Source organism: Planktothrix sp. FACHB-1365, from assembly GCF_014697575.1.
Classification (GTDB): domain Bacteria; phylum Cyanobacteriota; class Cyanobacteriia; order Cyanobacteriales; family Microcoleaceae; genus Planktothrix.
Map to the genome: position 1 here is coordinate 764,869 of NZ_JACJSC010000001.1, position 17,751 is coordinate 782,619.

General features: G+C 39.7%; 15 protein-coding genes. 5 read left to right on the forward strand and 10 right to left on the reverse strand.

What is annotated here, in order from left to right; all coding sequences use genetic code 11:
• Positions 1-21 precede the first annotated feature (21 nt).
• The 4 genes from H6G57_RS03210 to H6G57_RS03225 all read right to left on the reverse strand — a co-directional run bounded on the left by H6G57_RS03210 (position 22) and on the right by H6G57_RS03225 (position 3,823).
• Complete coding sequence (locus tag H6G57_RS03210) at positions 22-492, reverse strand: hypothetical protein (RefSeq protein ID WP_190515929.1); 471 nt, start codon at positions 490-492, stop codon at positions 22-24.
• 108 nt (positions 493-600) lie between these two features.
• Positions 601-918 (reverse strand): DUF3067 family protein, encoded by a 318-nt coding sequence (locus tag H6G57_RS03215; RefSeq protein WP_072718806.1) that lies wholly within the window; start codon positions 916-918, stop codon positions 601-603.
• Positions 919-938: 20 nt separating this feature from the next.
• On the reverse strand, positions 939-2,432 hold the full coding sequence (locus H6G57_RS03220; RefSeq protein ID WP_190515931.1) for a site-2 protease family protein: 1,494 nt from the start codon (positions 2,430-2,432) through the stop codon (positions 939-941).
• Positions 2,433-2,530: 98 nt separating this feature from the next.
• Positions 2,531-3,823: a glucosyl-3-phosphoglycerate synthase gene (locus H6G57_RS03225; RefSeq protein WP_242048851.1), complete on the reverse strand. Its 1,293-nt coding sequence runs from the start codon at positions 3,821-3,823 to the stop codon at positions 2,531-2,533.
• A gap of 492 nt (positions 3,824-4,315) precedes the next feature.
• Between H6G57_RS03225 and H6G57_RS03230 the strand changes: the two genes are divergently transcribed.
• The gene (locus H6G57_RS03230) at positions 4,316-7,600 is read left to right on the forward strand and encodes an EAL domain-containing protein (protein ID WP_190515933.1); all 3,285 of its coding nucleotides are present in this window, start codon (positions 4,316-4,318) and stop codon (positions 7,598-7,600) included.
• On the opposite strand, the gene fdhD is transcribed toward H6G57_RS03230, so the two are convergent.
• From fdhD to H6G57_RS03255, 5 genes are all read right to left on the reverse strand, one after another.
• Positions 7,563-8,396: a formate dehydrogenase accessory sulfurtransferase FdhD gene (fdhD, locus tag H6G57_RS03235; protein ID WP_190515935.1), complete on the reverse strand. Its 834-nt coding sequence runs from the start codon at positions 8,394-8,396 to the stop codon at positions 7,563-7,565. The genes H6G57_RS03230 and fdhD overlap by 38 nt on opposite strands.
• Before the next feature lie 209 nt (positions 8,397-8,605).
• Entirely contained in the window at positions 8,606-10,828 is a 2,223-nt protein-coding gene (locus H6G57_RS03240; RefSeq protein ID WP_190515936.1) for an FdhF/YdeP family oxidoreductase, read from the reverse strand.
• Between the two features lie 185 nt (positions 10,829-11,013).
• A complete protein-coding gene (locus H6G57_RS03245) occupies positions 11,014-11,202 on the reverse strand; it encodes a CsbD family protein (protein ID WP_190515938.1) in 189 nt (62 codons plus the stop codon).
• A gap of 140 nt (positions 11,203-11,342) precedes the next feature.
• Positions 11,343-11,870: a cold shock domain-containing protein gene (locus H6G57_RS03250; RefSeq protein WP_199313915.1), complete on the reverse strand. Its 528-nt coding sequence runs from the start codon at positions 11,868-11,870 to the stop codon at positions 11,343-11,345.
• A gap of 48 nt (positions 11,871-11,918) precedes the next feature.
• Positions 11,919-13,310 carry an ankyrin repeat domain-containing protein gene (locus tag H6G57_RS03255; RefSeq protein ID WP_190515940.1) on the reverse strand — a complete coding sequence of 464 codons (1,392 nt, stop codon included), beginning with the start codon at positions 13,308-13,310 and terminating at the stop codon, positions 11,919-11,921.
• 197 nt (positions 13,311-13,507) lie between these two features.
• Between H6G57_RS03255 and H6G57_RS03260 the strand changes: the two genes are divergently transcribed.
• Positions 13,508-13,978, forward strand: a complete 471-nt coding sequence (locus H6G57_RS03260) for a DUF4079 domain-containing protein (protein WP_072719928.1) — start codon at positions 13,508-13,510, stop codon at positions 13,976-13,978.
• Between the two features lie 92 nt (positions 13,979-14,070).
• On the opposite strand, the gene H6G57_RS03265 is transcribed toward H6G57_RS03260, so the two are convergent.
• A complete protein-coding gene (locus tag H6G57_RS03265; protein ID WP_309235640.1) occupies positions 14,071-14,511 on the reverse strand; it encodes a Fur family transcriptional regulator in 441 nt (146 codons plus the stop codon).
• 165 nt (positions 14,512-14,676) lie between these two features.
• On the opposite strand from H6G57_RS03265, the gene H6G57_RS03270 reads away from it, so the two are divergent.
• From H6G57_RS03270 to trpE, 3 genes are all read left to right on the forward strand, one after another.
• Positions 14,677-15,159, forward strand: coding sequence for a CRR6 family NdhI maturation factor (locus tag H6G57_RS03270; protein WP_190515941.1), 483 nt, complete (start codon positions 14,677-14,679; stop codon positions 15,157-15,159).
• Positions 15,160-15,542: 383 nt separating this feature from the next.
• Positions 15,543-15,971, forward strand: a complete 429-nt coding sequence (locus H6G57_RS03275; protein ID WP_190515943.1) for a photosystem I reaction center subunit II PsaD — start codon at positions 15,543-15,545, stop codon at positions 15,969-15,971.
• A gap of 107 nt (positions 15,972-16,078) precedes the next feature.
• On the forward strand, positions 16,079-17,620 hold the full coding sequence (trpE, locus tag H6G57_RS03280; protein ID WP_190516309.1) for an anthranilate synthase component I: 1,542 nt from the start codon (positions 16,079-16,081) through the stop codon (positions 17,618-17,620).
• The last annotated feature ends 131 nt before the right edge of the window (positions 17,621-17,751 follow it).

Sequence of the window (17,751 nt, forward strand, 5' to 3'; positions counted from 1 at the left end):
CATAATTTTTATAGACAAATATCAAACCCAGTTTTCAATTGTTGGACGATGTAACCAATCTATGACTTTTTGAGGATTATCGACATATTTTTTTAAATCTGGATCAGGCCAGATATGAAGTTTATCTTTACAACCCACTATTTCTGCTGCTGTTTCAATAGCTTCCCATTGTCTTAAAAAATCTTCTGACCAGGAACGTTTAGTCATGATAGAATTTGCCCACTCTAAGCCTGCTGCAATCATTCGTTTTCCATTAGTTCCTCGCGCATTAATGGGTTCCCAAAAAATCACTTCTGGTTCTAATCTTATGATTTTATCTAAATAGGTTTTAAAGTTATCTAAAGTTAAAGTAGGCGGAGTAGGTGCCATTGCAATATAAAGACGACATCCGGCTTTTTGACCTTTTAATAAAGCTTCATACCGTTTAGATGGAGGAGGAGCTTGGGGTTCAATTTGACGACTGAGTTCATCATCTAAATAGGGTAAACTCATACCAACTGTTAAATTAGGATAATTGAAAATATCTAAATCATTTACCCATAGACGTTGCCTTTGAGTGAATTAATGGATATAAAGATTAATATAGCAAAAAACCCAGGTTTAGAACTCCTCCACCATCCATTCTGACGATCTCCCGCCTAAATCTAGGGGAATACTAACGGCTTTTCCTAAACGGGGTTTTTCACGGGTATTGAGAATATAATGTTTCACCTGTTCAGTGGTTCCCCAGCTATTCAAATAATCGGCGATCGCATTCAAATGGGCAATATATTCAGCTTCACTGAGGGGAAAAGACATTTGTTCTAAATATTTCCACATAATTTGCAGAAAGATTTTACCCCGTGTCCGTCGTAATTGTAGATCGTAGGACACGCCCCATTTATCTAATAAAAGTTGACGTAGATCTTCACCTGTCATCACTACTTTCCCCCCTAAGATTAACTGCCAATTCCTAACCCTCTAGCTAACCCTGGTGTCAGGGGAAATAGGGTTGCAATCATCAAAAATAAAACCAATAATCCCAAGGCGGCGCGAGTATCATCGGGCTCGGTTAATTCATTTAAACTGGGGCGTTCTAAATTCCGTTGTAAAATCAAAATTACTAAAGCCCAATAAAGTGCTAAAGGATTGGCTAAAGATGCGATCGCTAATACAATAAAGGTTGCTAAGGTTGAACGTCCGGCAATTTTTCGACCATAAATCGCCTGCATAATTCGTCCCCCATCCAATTGTCCCGCAGGCATTAAATTTAAGGCAGTAATCACTAATCCAAACCACCCAATTAACGCCAAAGGATGAATATCTACGGTGGCTTGATGCAATTGTGAGCCTAAAATTGCCCGTGATAAAGTTCCGACCAAAACTGATCCTTGAAAAAATTCCGTTGGAACTTTAAATAAACTCCCTGGATGAGATAGAAATAACCCACTAATTAACATTAATAACGATAATCCCCCTCCGGCGGCTGGCCCTGCAAAAGCGACATCAAATAAAACCGTTCTATTGGGTAAAACCGATTCAAAACGGTTGAAGGCGCCAAAGGTTCCGATTTGAATCGTCGGAATAAAAAACGGCCAGCTAAATTTAATATTATGACGTTTGGCGAGGACTTGATGGGCAATTTCATGGAGCATTAAAATGGTGATAATCCCGATGGCAATCGGTAAAAGTTCAGGATAGCGATTAATATTTTCAGAAAAATCGAATCCTAATAATAAACCAGCCGCTTCAAAAATAGTACCAACCGTAATTACCCCTAAAATAAGTGCTAAAATTTTTTGAGTGATTGAAGTTGTTGCGGGTTCATTGGTGCGGGGAAGAACAATCACAACGGGTTTACCATCAGGATTATCCACTAAAAATAACCGTAAGTGATCGCCAATTCGTTGTTGTAATTTCGTAGATAATTGTTGATAAGCCGTTTCAGGATCACTGCGAAGATTTCCTTTAAAAATTGCCCCATCTTGATAGGGAATGGTTTCTGTGGCAAAAAACGTATCAACGCCAAAAATCCCTTGAATAATTTTGAGATCTTCGGGAGATAAAGGAACAGGTTGCAAAGGAGAAATCGGGTCAGAAACAGGGGGTGTGTGATGGGTCGTTTCCGATGAAGTTGAACTGTCCACAGCATCAAGTTTGGGTTCCGGGGGAGACACTGCATCTTGATTGGCGATTTCGCGGAGTTTTCGGCCAATCATTATATATAACCCTGTGGAGGCTACAAATAAGAATAAGATACTAACCACATTCAGGTAGATTCCTAGGGCTGCCAAGGTGAAAAATAGCAACCAAGGGGACATTAACGCGACGGATTGCAACCAGGATAATAAACCTAGTTTTCCGTAAGGTCTAGCGCGATAATACCCCCAACCTAGGATGCCAAGGACAACAAAAAGAACTAGAACAGTGGTGTTATCAGATGCAGTAAACATTATTGACCTTAATTTTAAGCTTTGGGAGAGAATCTACATACATAAAAGCATATAGCAATCGGCTGTTTAGCGGTTGGGCTGTCGTCCTCTAACTGAATTTAGATCGAATTTAAGGGGTTAGGACTCTTGGACTCGGCGTTGATATTCTCTAGGGGGATGAAGTCAGGATTGGCGGCTAAAATGGCTTTGGCTTCGGCCATATCTCGACGGGTGGCTTCCCGCAATTGTTCGCGCAGGGCGGGCATAGCAGCTAAAGCCCTTGTCCAGTCGGGAATTTGAGCGGCGGCTGGATTTTGAAAAAATTCTTCCCCAGCTTCAGCGATGACTTGTTGAAAGATATCAACTGTTGCTTCTTCTTGATGACGATCGTAATGTAAATTATTAAATCGAGCATCAACAAAATATTGACGGGTAAAATCTTGAGCTTCTCGTGTAAATTTAATTCGCAGGGTGTGAATTTGTTCACGGGTAACAACGACCCGTTCTGTTTCGATTAAGGTTCGCAAAATTGACCGCAGAACATCGGAACACATTTTGCGTAATCCTTCTTGGGAAGAGTTGCCAATTACTTGATGTTTATGATCAAAATTTCCGAGGTCAATTTGAGCAATTCTTTGGGGGGCAAGATTGCGATAGACTTCTGCTAATAACCCGATTTCTAAACCCCAATTACTCGGAATTCGAGTATTGAGAGCAATATCATTGGTGAGGGCAAATTCACCGGATAGAGGATAACGATAGGCACTTAAATAACGTAAGTAATTGTTATAACCATATAAATCCATTAAGGCGACCAATAACGGCGTTACAAATAGACGCATAACGCGACCATGAAATCCTCTGGGGTCTCCTCCTAAACGGGCATAATAGGCTTTATTGAATGAAATTCCCAGTTCTTTTTCCAGGAGGGGAAATAATAGTTTCAGGGGATAGGATTTATCATAAGTAATAATATCCGCATCATGAAGGGCGATCGCTTCTGCTTGTAAAGATACCACCCCTAAACCAATCCACACCGCCCGACCTTTGCCTTTGAAACTCATCAGGTCTAAGCCTTTTTCCCGCAATTTTTCTAATAATTGATTAACTCTAGGGCTATTTTCCCAAATCACTAAAGTCGGTTGGGGTAAGACACTAAAAAAGTGAACCGCTTTTGTGTATTGTTCAAGGCTTTTAGCATATAAACAAACCACAACAGTATTGACAAACTGGCAGGTTGTCAGACAATCTCGAATTCGAGTTAAAGCAGGACGTTCTAATTCTTCATATAAAGCCGGAATCAATACAGCCGTGGGGAAAGTTTCACACAGTTGAGTGAGTCGGGCTTCCAATAAATCAAGATCACAACCAAAGTCGTGAATCGTGGTAATTAATTCTTGCTTATAATCCATTATAGTCACCCAACTCCCAAGGCGGCAAGCCAATGATAAATTCCATCCTAACACTGAACGGCAAAGACGGATACAAATTTTTACAACATAGTCTCAGGAAAGCCTCACCTAGGGTTAAGAGCTAGATTAATCAGCAGTGGGTTTTAAGGCTGTTCAGGGTTTAAATTTAGTCTTTAAAAAAAACTTGATTTGTGTCATACTAAAGTTAGTTTTAAAATTAATAATAGTCGGCTAAAATCCGCATCTATTATCAGGGATAAGAGGTTGAGATTCAGTCAACCCTTAAAACTCTGTTTGAGCGACCCAAGCAATGGGGAGGTTCGTTGAACACTAAGGAGATAGTATCTTAATAGTTAGAAAACAGCATTCTTGAATTTATTGTGATGATTTATGTCCAGGTTTTGACTTTTAATATTCAATCGGGTATGCTTTTGTATCAGACTATACCATAAACTCAGTAAACCGCCAGAGCGATTAACCTAATCTTATATTATGCAACAGGAAGAAGCAAGTATCCTCAATCAGGATTTTGTGGCACTAGAAGAAGAATTTATTAATACTCCGGGTAGAATACAACCTCATGGTATTTTGTTAACGTTACAAGAGCCTGATTTAAAAATTTTACAAGTCAGCAGAAATGCTTTAAGGCTGTTTGGGATTTCTGTGTCTGCTTTTCTAAATCGACCCTTGAGCCATTTTTTAAACAAACTCCAATTTTTTCAAATCCAAGACTGTTTAATTAGCAACAATTTCCAATATTATAACCCGATTCATCTGATTTTCCATATTAAAAATAAAAAAGTTGTCTGTGATGGAATTCTCCATCGATATCAGGATAATGTGATTTTAGAATTAGAACTCAATCAGGATGAAAATGTTACCTTTATCAATTTTTATCATTTGGTTAGATCCTCTGTTTGTAAGATTCAAAGTGCGACAAACTTTAAGGATTTAAGTTTATTTCTGGCTCAGGAAATTCGCAAAATTAGCGGATTTGATCGGGTTATGATCTATCAATTTGATCAAGAAAATAATGGAGTTGTGATTGCTGAAGATAAACAGGAAGATTTAGAAAGTTTGTTAGGGCTTCATTATCCTCACCTAGATATTCCTGAATTTGCGAGAGATCTTTATCAGCGAAATTGGCTGCGATTATTAGTTGATATTAATCATCAACCCGTTGATATTGTACCTCCGATTCATCCCCTAACTCAAAAACCCTTAGATTTAAGTTTTTCGGTGCTGCGTTCTGTTTCTCCTTGTCATTTAGAATATCTTAGAAATATGGGAGTTCAAGCAACCCTTTGTATTTCTTTAGTTAAAAAAGAAAGTCTTTGGGGTTTAATTGCTTGTCATCATTATTCTCCTCGTTATGTCTCTTATACCATCCGCAAAGCTTGTGAATTTCTCGGACAAGTTATGGCGGTAGAATTACCCTATAAAGAAATTAGTGAAGATTACCTCTATTACCGTGAAAAACTCAAATTAGTCCGTAAAAATTTACTCAATGCCCCTGCCCTAGAAACCTCTTTTATCCAAAGTTTAGCACAAGACCAAACCAATTTATTGAATCTAGTTAAAGCTCAAGGAGCTATGATTCGGTTTGGGGAAGATGTGATGTTAGTTGGTCAAACCCCTCCCTTAGCAGAAGTTCAAAAACTCATTGATTGGTTATCTCAATATTGCCATCAAGAAATATTTTATACGGATTGTTTGCCAAAATTGTATCCCCAAGCCGAATCTTATAAAGATTTAGTCAGTGGAATTATGGCTATTTCTTTATCTCCCAATCAAAGTGAATATCATTTAATTTGGTTTAGACCCGAAGTGATTCAAACGGTGAACTGGGCTGGAAATCCTCAAGACTCTATTGAAATTGAACAACAAGGATTGCGTCGATTAACTCCTCGCCAATCTTTTGAACTCTGGAAAGAAACCGTTAAATTAAAATCCTTACCTTGGAAACCTGTTGAAATTGAAACAGCCCAAGAATTAAGAAATTCTTTAATGTTAGCCGCCTTAGAATCCAGTGAACATCAGTTAAGACAAAGCAAAGAATTAGCCCAAGTCACGTTACAATCCATTGGTGATGCTGTGATTACCACCAATAGCCAAGGACAGATTGAATCCCTCAATCCTGTGGCTGAAGAATTAACAGGTTGGTCAGTTTTAGAAGCAAAAGGTTTACCCTTAAAGGATGTGTTCAAAATTCTGGATGTAAAAACTCATCTCTTTAGTGAAAATCCCGTTGAAAAAGTTTTAAAAGAAGGGTGTATTTTTGATTTTTCCGATAATGTTATTTTAAGGGCAAAGGATGGGAAAGAACGGGCAATTGATAATTCTGCGGCCCCTATCCGCAGCCGAGATGGTGCGATTATTGGTGCTGTTTTAGTGTTTCGAGATGTCACTCAAGAACGAGAACTTGCGAATCGATTATCTTGGCAAGCTTGTCATGATTCCTTAACCGGATTAATAAATCGCAGTGAATTTGAAAAACAGGTGACAAAAACGTTAAAATTAGTCCGCGAATCTCCCCATCATCATGCCATTTGTTATTTAGATTTAGACCAATTTAAAATTGTCAATGATACCTGTGGACATCTAGCCGGGGATGAACTTTTACGACAATTAAGTTGTTTGTTACAAAATCAAGTCACAGAACGAGATACTTTAGCCCGTTTAGGAGGAGATGAATTTGGTTTATTGTTAAATTACTATTCCTTAGATGAAGCCCAAAAAAAAGCAGTAGATTTGTGTAATGTAGTTCGAGATTTTCGCTTTGCTTGGGACGAAAAAGTTTTTTCCATTGGAGTCAGTATTGGATTAGTACAAATCACTGATAAAACTCATGATTTAGCAACGGTTTTGAGTGCAGCAGATGCGGCTTGTTATGCGGCAAAAAATCAAGGTCGTAACCGGGTTCACCTTTATCACGCCGATGACCAAGAGTTGATTCAACAACGTCGTGAAATTCGCTGGGCGGCGCGAATTCCTCAAGCCCTAGAAGAAAATCGCTTCTGTTTATATTATCAACCTATTATGGACATTAATCCCGCGACAAAACCCCATAAACATGGTGAAGTTTTACTGCGGTTACGAGACACATCCGGTCAATTAATTTCACCGATGGCATTTATTCCAGCAGCAGAACGATATGATTTAATGAAAAGTATTGACCGTTGGGTCATTCGCACTATTTTTCAACATTTAGAACAGCATTATCTCTCTATCAATCTCTCCGAAAATCTAGCAGAGATTCAAGAATTTTATGCGATTAACTTATCCGGGGCGAGTTTGAATGATGATGAATTTATTCAGTTTCTCCATGAACAGTTTGCACAATATAAAGTTCCTCCCCAAGTTATTTGCTTTGAAATTACAGAAACCCTTGCTATTGCTAACCTTAAAAAAGCAGTACAACTGATACAATCTTTTAAAAGATTAGGGTGTTCTTTTGCCCTGGATGACTTTGGGAGTGGAATGTCTTCTTTTTCTTATCTAAAAACCCTTCCTATTGATTATTTAAAAATTGATGGGGGTTTTGTTAAAGACATTTTAACTGACCCCGTTGCCCGTGAAATTGTTGAAGCTATTCATCGGATTGGTCATGTGATGAAGATTAAAACCATTGCCGAATTTGTAGAAAACGATGCTATTTTAACAGAACTCAAAAAAATTGGCATTGACTATGTTCAAGGGTTTGGAATTGGCAAACCTCAACCCTTTATTCTTCCGGTTATTAAAAGCGGAGGCGAGACAAACCCGAATAAACATTAAATCGTTGACCGCGTAAAAATCCAATCAAAGTAAGATTAAACGCCTGGGCTAAACTCACCGCTAAACTACTGGGTGCAGAAACCGCACAAATGATGGGAATTTTTGCCATCAAACACTTTTGAATAATTTCAAAGCTGGTGCGTCCACTCACCATCACCATTCTCTGATTTAGAGGGAATTCATCGGCTAAAAAAGCTGACCCAATTAACTTATCTAAAGCATTATGACGTCCGACATCTTCGCGTAATTTTAATAAATTCCCCTCTGGATTAAATAATGCCGCAGCGTGTAACCCCCCGGTTTTATGAAACACACTCTGCGCCTGGTTTAATTGTTCGGGTAAATTATAGATAATATTAGCCGTAACGTGCCAATCTTCTGTTAAAATCGGACAACCTTTTTGTTCTAAAGATTCAATACTCGCTTTCCCACAAACTCCGCAGGAACTATTTGTAAAAAAATGACGTTCTAAGGATTTAAAATCCAGGTTTAATTCCGGTTTTAGGGTGACATTAACAATATTTTGTCGTTGTTCTCCATCAATATTAGGGTCAACGCAATAACTCATTTTGACAATATCAGATTTATTTTTTATTATTCCTTCACTATACAAAAATCCAGCGACTAATTCAAAATCAGCCCCAGGAGTTCGCATTGTCACCGCCAGGGTTTTGTTAGTCGGAGATAAGCGAATTTCTAAGGGTTCTTCCGTTGCTAATTCATCAAAACGAGAACGTTCTTTTCCCTCAAAAACCACCCAAATTTTTGCTTTTGTTTTACTATTACCTGTATTCATAATTCCTAACTTAAAAACCCGCTTCTTTTTCCTTATATTGTAACTTTAGACCCAGGTTTAACCCTAGAAACCTGGTTTCTAAATTACCTATCTCTGTAGAATTTGTGAAACAGTCCTGTAGGGGTTGGGTCATCCAACCCAGGTGCCTAGAGGGTTTGAAAACCAAACCCCTACAATAAAATATTACAACCTCAGTGCGAATTTCAACATCATATTTTTTCCAGTTTAACAACAGCATTATAATCAGGAACGCCTTCGGTAGACCGTTTATCTTTATCCAATAAAACGTTTCCTTCCGGCCAATGAACTTGTAAATTTTTAGGAGTCATAGGGGCAAGATAAATCCGTCCTTGATACTCTCCATACTCATTGATTAACCTAACTTTATCTCCCTGATTTAAACCCAACTGTTCTGCATCAATAGGATTCATTAATATGGCTTCTCGCATCGCCCCGGTAATAGCATCTTTGCTTTCCTGTACCATACTATTAAACTGTTTTCCCCGTCTTGTAGCGACGAATAAATGCCCCTCTGGTAAGGTTTCAAGGGTTGGGCATAAGGAACAAAAATGAGCCTTTCCATCAACTGTGGGAAACTGCCAACCAAAACATAAATGTGCTCCCCCATATTGAAATTGATCTCCCGCTTCTTTTAAATGTTGAATCCCCGCATATTGCGGGACAACTTTTGCGATTTCTTGACGCATTTCGGCTGTTGTTTCAAAGGTTAATTGTTGGGTTAATTCAGGACGAACTCGCCGCGCTAACTCCATAAAAACTTCCCATTCTGGACGCGCTTCTCCTATCCTTGGCCCCGGAATTTCAGGACTAAAAATAACCCTTCGTTCTGTTGTGGTTTCCGTCACTCCGCCGGGTACTTCATAACGGGTTGTAGCAGGTAATATTAATACTGTTTCTCCCGGTTCTATTAACATTTGATGAGAACAAATAATATCCGCATGAACCCGCAAGGGAACCGTTTTTAAAGCGGTTTCTACAAAGTCCGGGTCGGGCATCACTTCTAAGAAATTCCCCCCAACAGAAAATAGAACATTTAGGTTATTTTCTGAAGCAGCTTGAATCATTTCTGTGGTCATTAAACCCGGTGTTTCAGGAACAGTAAACCCCCATAAATTTGAAAGTTCTGCTGCATTTTCGGGGTTAATTTTTCGCCCTCCGGGGAATACCGTTGCATAACATCCCATTTCCGCCCCCCCTTGTACTCCAGAATGTCCGCGAATGGGCATTAAACCACAGCCTTCTCGTCCGACAAATCCCTTAGTTAAGGCTAAATTAATAATGGCTTTCACATTATCTTCCCCGCATTCATGTTGAGTAATACCCATACTCCACACAAATACCGCTTTTTCTGCTTCGTGAACCATTTGAGCAAAACGGTACATTTCCTCTCTTTTTGTTCCAGAAACCTGTTCTAAAAATTCCCAAGATTGTTGATCTAAATTAACTTTTAAATTCTCAAAATCTGTGGTATAATGATGAATAAAATTATGATCAACCCAATTCTGTTCAATTAAATGTTTAATCACCCCATTAATAAAAGCTAAATCTCCATTCAAATTGACTAAAAAGAAATCTTCCGCAAATTTAGTTCCAAATAAAGCACTTTCAGGAATTGACGGAACCCAATATCGCTCCATTCCCGGTTCTCGATAGGTATTAACCACAACAATGCGAGTTCCGGCTTTTTTTGCCCAGTGTAAATATTTAACCGTAACGGGTTGATTATTGGCAACATTAGAGCCAAAAAACACTAATAAATCCGTTCCTATCCAATCTTTATAGGAACAAGTGGTCGCCCCGACTCCTAATGTTGATTTTAACGCTCCCGTGCTCGGAGAATGGCAAATTCTCGCCGCATTATCAATATTATTACTTCCTATCGCCCGGACTGCTTTTTGAGTTGCATAATAGGTTTCATTCACCGTCCCTCGACTGGTAATATAAAACCCTAATTGCTGAGGGGAAGTGGCTTTAATTTTTGTGGTGATTAAATCTAATGCTTCATCCCAACTAATGCGTCGAAATCCAGAATCTCCTTTATCCCGTCTCATCGGATAGGGAACTCGACCTAACTCTCGTAATTCCGCACTACTTTTTTGTTTTAATTCCGCTACATTTTCTAACAGTTTAGGATCAAATGCAGCCATTGTATTTAACCGCAATAACCGCAGACGAACATTACACAAATGTAACCCGTCTAACGTCCAATCTTTCATCCCGGTAGTTCCCAGGGAACAGCCATCACAAACCCCATTATTTAAGATATCCCAAGTATAGGAAAATTGATCTTTATTCACCCAAGCTGCGCGAAATACTTCCCAATAATTATTCGGATATTGTTCTCCTAAACCAAACGGTTTCCAACTCGCCCAATATTCCGGGTTCCATAATTTGTTGGGTTTTCGCAACATTCCTTTATTCCTCAATTGCGATGGATATCATTAATTTTACCCTAAAAAGGGTGAGGTTATGATATTAATATTTTAACAGGTTTATAAGGGCGAGGTCACCTCGCCCCTACCCTGGAAATTGCGTTCTAGGTATTAATCACTTTAGTTGATAGTGAAACCTCAAAATACCTCCCCGACAATAAATTTTAAAGGTCTCGTGAAGCCTGATTCACTTTTTCTTTAATATTCTCAACCGAATGTTGAAATTGAGCTTCAGCTTGTTTTGCTTTTCCTTCGGCTTTATCTTGAGGATCACCCGTAATTTCACCGATAGCTTCCTGGGTTTTTCCTTCAATATTTTTAGCCGTTGCTTCTAATCTTTCTTTCATACTCATTTTGACCTTCCTTGTTTTTAAACAAAGTTAAATTTTTATATTAATAATTCTAAAAAATTTAAACAATCTTAGCTTCTATCCTAAGACATAAACCAGGGAGCCGAACAATAAAAATAATCCGTTGTATTCAATAGGTTTAACTATCTGGGTGCTTTACGCCAACCCTTTTTAATCGCCTCTGACTCTGTACAAAACCACCTTTCTCCTTTTCCTCGATCAATAACTGTTGATTTATAATCTTCCATCCCTGGAATATAATATAATTTATTACCTGTTTTCAGGGAAATATTGCCTTTAATTTTACATCCGGGTTTGATAATAGATTGAATGATAGGAGGAAATTCACTCGGACTAGATTCTATAATAAAAACCACAATTATAGCGACAATCACATACTTGAGTATATTTATTAATATACCCTGTTTGATGCGTTTATTCGAGTTTAATTCATTAAGATAATGATCATCTTGAATAAAAGCTTTACTCGCATTTACTTTTCCATTTGCTTCAGTTTTCTGCTCATACACAATTATATCTCCGACTTTTGGGCGACGACTTGCACCCTTCAACGCACTAATATGCAAAAAAACCTCTTTACTCCCATTATCGGGTTTAATAAAGCCAAAACCTTGATCATTTTTCCAGATCGTCAGTTGTCCTTTTTTCATGACAAATTTTATATTAAAGTTTCATTCATTATAATTCCTAAACCTCCATTATTCTTGAGCATTTGCCTTTCTCAACTGTTGAACAACAGATTTATAACCTTGAAATTCAGCTAACATTAAAGCCGTGTATCCGCCTTGATTTTTATCATTAATATTAGCCCCAAACTCAATTAATAATTTAACCGTTTCTTCATAACCCCGTGAAGCTGCCCACATTAACGCAGTCGAATCCGAATCATCCTTTATATTAACATCTGCGCCTCGATTTAAAAGTACCTTAACAATACTAATATCTCCCCGAATTGCTGCTTTCATTAAAGCTGTTTTTCCCTGATCTGCACAACTATTAATATCAGCCCCAGACTCTAATAAAATCTCAATTAATTCAATATTTCCGCCTTGAATTGCAGTTGTTAATATGGTTTCTCCAAATATTTTTTGATTTAAAATATTAGGCAAATTTTCAGTATTTGCTTTTTTAACTAATAATTTAAATATCTCAGGATAACCTTGTAATATTGACACCATCAGGGGAGTATCACCCAAACGATTTTTGACATCAACCCTAGCTCCGTGATTGAGTAATAATTCCACGATTTCTATATAACCTTCAACTACTGCTAAATTTAAGGCAGTTTCTCCATCGTGATCGCTTGCATGAACGTCTGCACCTGCCTCTAATAATAATTCTGCGATCGCTAAATGACCCGCAGCAGCAGCCGCCATTAACGCCGTTCCCCCATCATTATTGCTGCGATTAATATCAGCATTTGCCTCCAATAATATTCGGACTAACTCAATATTTCCCCCATCCACCGCTAACATTAATGGGGTTTCTCCATCACGGTTACAAACATTCACATCTACCCCAGCAGCCAATAACATTTGTACTCCTTGAATGGCTTGCTGTTGTGTCGCTTGCAAAAGCACTAAACCCACATTTGGATCAGAATTTCCCGCTTTCAGCAAAGCCTGAATAATTGATAAATGTCCCTTAGACAACGCTAATTTTAAAGCCGTATCTCCGTCTTGATCTTCAATCGTAACATTCGCCCCCGTCGCTAATAATAAATCAACCATTTCTGTATCGCCCTTCAACGCCGCCGCCATTAACGCCGTACTTCCATCTTCATTTTTAGCATTAATATTCGCTCCCCTTTCAATTAACAAACGAGCCACATCTAATTGATAATGAGCCGCCGCCAACATTAAAGCGGTTATCCCATAACGTTTACTGGCATAATTAACATCAGCCCCTCTATCCAGTAAAAGCCGAACAATTTCCGTATATCCTTTCGTTGTTGCCAACATGAGGACGCTAATCCCCTCTTTATCCTTAACATTAGGATTCACACCCCTATAGAGTAAAGCACGGGTGTTAATCATATTCCCGGTTTTAACGGCATGAATCAATTGGCTGTTTTGTTTAGTTGCGCCCATGTTGGGTTTTGTGGAACAGGCATCTTGCCTGTTAAGTGTGTTAAATAGGATCAGGGTCTAACAATTGCGTTCAAACAATTTACCTGAATCTTCGCAGGCAGATTAAAAAAGATCAAGTGATCCACAAGGGTGACTAATGACGCTTAACTGGTGTATGCTAAGTTTTATTAAGTTTTATTGCTTCCTCAGAGAACACTATGGATTTGACCCTTCCAGCATCGATTAAGCCTTGGCTGAATTTCTTTCATCCCCTCCTCATGTGGATTTTATTAGGATTATCCGTTTATGCGATGTATTTGGGTGTCCAAATTCGTCGCACCCGTGAAGCCCAAGGCGACACTAAAAAAGAATTAATTAAAGGAAAATTTAATCTTAAACATCACCAAATCGGTTCCCTGCTGTTGGCTTTGATGGTTCTGGGAACCATTGGCGGGATGGGTGTCACTTATATTAACAACGGTAAACTCTTCGTTGGCCCCCACCTCTTAGCCGGACTGGGAATGACCGGAATGATAGCCATTTCTGCTTCTTTAACCCCTTATATGCAAAAAGGTGCAGATTGGGCGAGAGTCAGCCACATTGCTCTCAATACCTTAATTCTAGGACTCTTTGCTTGGCAAGCTGTCACTGGAATGGAAATTGTGCAGAAAATTATTAGCAATCTGTAAGAGTTCACGGTTAACTGTTAACAGTTAACCGTTTTTTTGAGTTAAATTTTAGCTCGATTAAGCCTGAAGAATATCCTGAACTGTTCACTTTACTAATTCAATTCATCGGTATTCCCAGAATTAACCCGATAACCGTAAAAATTAATTTGATAATCCGTAATTTTGACTCCGGTTTGTTGTTCAACTAAAGTTAATAATTCCGGCGGTAATTCGATATGGACATCTAAAATCTGATCCGTATCCAAGCAATTTACATGGGAATGGGAATCACTAATATGTCCATATAAACGGCCATCAGAGCGTTCCACACACTCAATAATATTTTCACGCGATAAAGCCTCTAAATTTTGATAAACCGATGTATGACCAATGGCTTTTCCCTGTTGATTCAATCGATCATAAATCTCCCGTGCGGATAAATGTTCTTGAGCTTGCCAAAGCAACTCTAAAATTAAACGCCGCTGACGACTCAAGCGCATTCCTCTGGCTTGACAGGAATTTATTGCATCTTCTAAAGAACGAATCGGTTTCACTACTCTCGCCTCAGTTTATTTATCGAATTTCAATAGGTTTTGAGATAACAGATTAAACGCTCACACTATGCTTCCATTGTATCTTAGGGATTTTAACGAACTTCCGTTATCCTCGTCCAATCTAAAATTAATCTAAAATCGACTGCAATCTAAGGTTGACATTGAATGGCAATTACAATAACGCTAAATTCCGAGCAAGTAAATCATTTAGATTTGTCCCCTGTTCAAACCGTCATTGAACCCCTCCTCAAAAATACCCCTATTACCCCTTATGAACAGCAAATCAGCTTCGTGATCGACTATTTCCGTGACCCAGAAGACCCCAGAGAAATTTCAGAAGTTCCTGAAGTCCGATTATGGTTCATTCGCCTCGATGCTTACTATCCTTGGCTACCCTTTTTTCTGGACTGGAAATCCGGTGAACTCGCCCGTTATGTGGCGATGCTCGTTCCCCATCAATTCCATCGTACCGAAGGCATCCAATATAACCCCGAAGCCCTGGAAATCTTTTTAATGCAAAAAATTTTTATCCTCAACGACTGGCTCACCCAACAGCACCTTCCCCCCAAATCCCGCCTCATGGCAATGGCCCAAATGCTCGGCTACGACCTCGATGATTCCTTCTTTGAATATATCGTTAACCCTTAACCCTCCCTCTCCCCCTTCTCCCCGTCCTCCCCGTCCTCCCCGTCCTCCCCTCTTCCCCCCATCCCCCCATCCCCTTGTCCCCCCATCCCCTTGTCCCCTCTTCCCCTCTTCCCCCCATCCCCTTGTCCCCTCTTCCCCTCTTCCCCCCATCCCCCCATCCCCCCATCCCCCCATCCCCCCATCCCCTTGTCCCCTCTTCCCCTTGTCCCCTCTTCCCCTCTTCCCCCCATCCCCTTGTCCCCTCTTCCCCTTGTCCCCTCTTCCCCTCTTCCCCCCGTCCCCCCGTCCCCCCTCTTCTTCTGTAACGGTTCTTTACGACTACTACAGACAAGGGCAACATCAGTGTTACGATTCCGTAAAAACATGATTTGAGTGATATTTCTATGGCAGAAACACTGACTGGACAACCACCCAAGTTCGGCGGCAGCACCGGTGGGTTATTAACAAAAGCCCAAGTGGAAGAAAAATATGCAATCACCTGGACTAGCACCAAAGAACAGGTGTTTGAAATGCCCACTGGCGGTGCTGCGATTATGAACGAAGGGGACAACCTTTTGTATTTAGCCCGCAAAGAACAGTGTCTAGCTTTAGGTGCTCAACTGCGGTCAAAATTCAAACCCAGAATAGACAACTATAAAATCTATCGCGTTTTCCCTAACGGCGAAACTCAATATCTGCATCCCAAAGATGGCGTTTTCCCTGAAAAAGTCAACGAAGGACGTCAAGCCGTCAATGGCGTTGCTCACAATATCGGTAGCAACGTTGATCCGGCTAAAGTCAAATTTACAGGTAAATCTACCTCTGACGTTTAAAACGCTTTGAGTAATTCCAGGGCGCAATGCCCATAAACATATTAGGATGAAGGATGGTTTATTCTCACCTTCATCCTTTTGTTTTTTATTGTTCGCTATTAGTCGCCATGATTTTTCCAGATTTTTCCCAATTTGCTCAACGCGCTTCCACAGGAAATTTTATTCCGGTCTATCAAGAATGGGTGGCTGATTTAGATACTCCGATTTCTGCATGGTATCGGGTTTGTGCGGATCAACCTTATAATTTTTTGTTAGAGTCCGTTGAAGGTGGCGAAAAAATTGGGCGTTATAGTTTCTTAGGCTGTGATCCAGTTTGGATTTTAGAAGCCAAAGGCGATGGGCTCCGCCCAGCCGAAGGCTATCGCACGGTGCAAAAATGGCGAGATGGAACAATTCAAGAATTTACAGGTGATCCCTTCAAAGCGTTAGAAGCCTGTTTAGAACCTTATCATCCGGTAAAATTACCTCAACTCCCCCCAGGAATTGGCGGACTATTTGGGTTTTGGGGTTATGAATTAATGCAGTGGATCGAGTCCCGTGTTCCTGTGTATTCCCCTAATTCCGATGATTTACCCGATGGGTTATGGATGCAGGTTGATCAGTTATTAATCTTTGATCAAGTTAAACGTAAAATTTGGGCGATCGCTTATGCAGATACTCGCAATACTGATTTAGAAACCGCTTATCAACAAGCGTGCGATCGCGTTCAACAATTAGTTACTAAACTTCAATCTCCCTTATCCCCAGAAAATACCCTTTTAGAATGGACTCCCCCCGATCAGCAACCGCCTTTAACCTACAGGAGTAACGTTTCCCAAGAGCAATTTTGCGCCAATGTGGAAAAGGGTAAACAATATATTAAAGCGGGAGATATCTTTCAAGTGGTTTTATCCCAACGGTTAACCACAGAATATTCCGGTGATCCCTTTTCCCTTTATCGTTCTTTGCGGTTAATTAATCCTTCTCCCTATATGGCTTATTTTAACTTTGGAGATTGGCAATTAATTGGCTCTAGTCCTGAAGTTATGGTGAAAGCAGAAAAAAATCCCGACGGAAAATTAATTACTACCGTCCGTCCCATTGCGGGAACTCGTCGTCGAGGTCAAACCTATCAAGAAGATCAAGCTTTAGGAAAAGATTTATTGCAAGATCCTAAAGAAGTTGCTGAACACATTATGTTAGTCGATTTAGGACGCAATGATTTAGGGCGAGTCTGTCGCATGGGGACGGTTAAAGTAGACGAATTAATGGTAATTGAACGTTATTCTCATGTGATGCACATTGTTAGTAATGTTATTGGAGAATTAGCAGAAACTAAAACCGCCTGGGATTTATTAAAAGCTTGTTTTCCCGCCGGGACAGTGAGCGGAGCCCCTAAAATTCGGGCGATGGAAATTATTCATGAATTAGAAGGTTGTCGTCGTGGCCCCTATTCGGGGGTTTATGGTTACTATGATTTTGAAGGACAACTTAATAGTGCGATTACCATCCGCACGATGATTGTTGAAAATCAAGGTGAAAATCAACATCAAGTTAGTGTTCAAGCGGGTGCGGGTATTGTCGCCGACTCCCAACCCGAAAAAGAATATGAGGAAACCCTGAATAAAGCACGGGGGTTATTAGAAGCCATTCGTTGTTTAAAAGGTTGAGAATTGACTGTTGAGATCATAGGGAATGCACAGAGGGGAATGGTTTTCCTATCCCCTATTGCTAATTCTCCATTGATGACTATGACTGATAACTGATGACTGATGACTGATAACTGATAACTGATTATTGC

Coding starts and splice junctions, on each gene's coding strand:
- H6G57_RS03230 (WP_190515933.1), top strand. CDS start 4,316: ATGCAACAGGAAGAAGCAAGTATCCTCAATCAGGATTTTGTGGCACTA.
- H6G57_RS03260 (WP_072719928.1), top strand. CDS start 13,508: ATGGATTTGACCCTTCCAGCATCGATTAAGCCTTGGCTGAATTTCTTT.
- H6G57_RS03225 (WP_242048851.1), bottom strand. CDS start 3,823: ATGGATTATAAGCAAGAATTAATTACCACGATTCACGACTTTGGTTGT.
- H6G57_RS03220 (WP_190515931.1), bottom strand. CDS start 2,432: ATGTTTACTGCATCTGATAACACCACTGTTCTAGTTCTTTTTGTTGTC.
- H6G57_RS03210 (WP_190515929.1), bottom strand. CDS start 492: ATGAGTTTACCCTATTTAGATGATGAACTCAGTCGTCAAATTGAACCC.
- trpE (WP_190516309.1), top strand. CDS start 16,079: ATGATTTTTCCAGATTTTTCCCAATTTGCTCAACGCGCTTCCACAGGA.
- H6G57_RS03250 (WP_199313915.1), bottom strand. CDS start 11,870: ATGAAAAAAGGACAACTGACGATCTGGAAAAATGATCAAGGTTTTGGC.
- H6G57_RS03240 (WP_190515936.1), bottom strand. CDS start 10,828: ATGTTGCGAAAACCCAACAAATTATGGAACCCGGAATATTGGGCGAGT.
- H6G57_RS03215 (WP_072718806.1), bottom strand. CDS start 918: ATGACAGGTGAAGATCTACGTCAACTTTTATTAGATAAATGGGGCGTG.
- fdhD (WP_190515935.1), bottom strand. CDS start 8,396: ATGAATACAGGTAATAGTAAAACAAAAGCAAAAATTTGGGTGGTTTTT.
- H6G57_RS03245 (WP_190515938.1), bottom strand. CDS start 11,202: ATGAGTATGAAAGAAAGATTAGAAGCAACGGCTAAAAATATTGAAGGA.
- H6G57_RS03270 (WP_190515941.1), top strand. CDS start 14,677: ATGGCAATTACAATAACGCTAAATTCCGAGCAAGTAAATCATTTAGAT.
- H6G57_RS03255 (WP_190515940.1), bottom strand. CDS start 13,310: ATGGGCGCAACTAAACAAAACAGCCAATTGATTCATGCCGTTAAAACC.
- H6G57_RS03275 (WP_190515943.1), top strand. CDS start 15,543: ATGGCAGAAACACTGACTGGACAACCACCCAAGTTCGGCGGCAGCACC.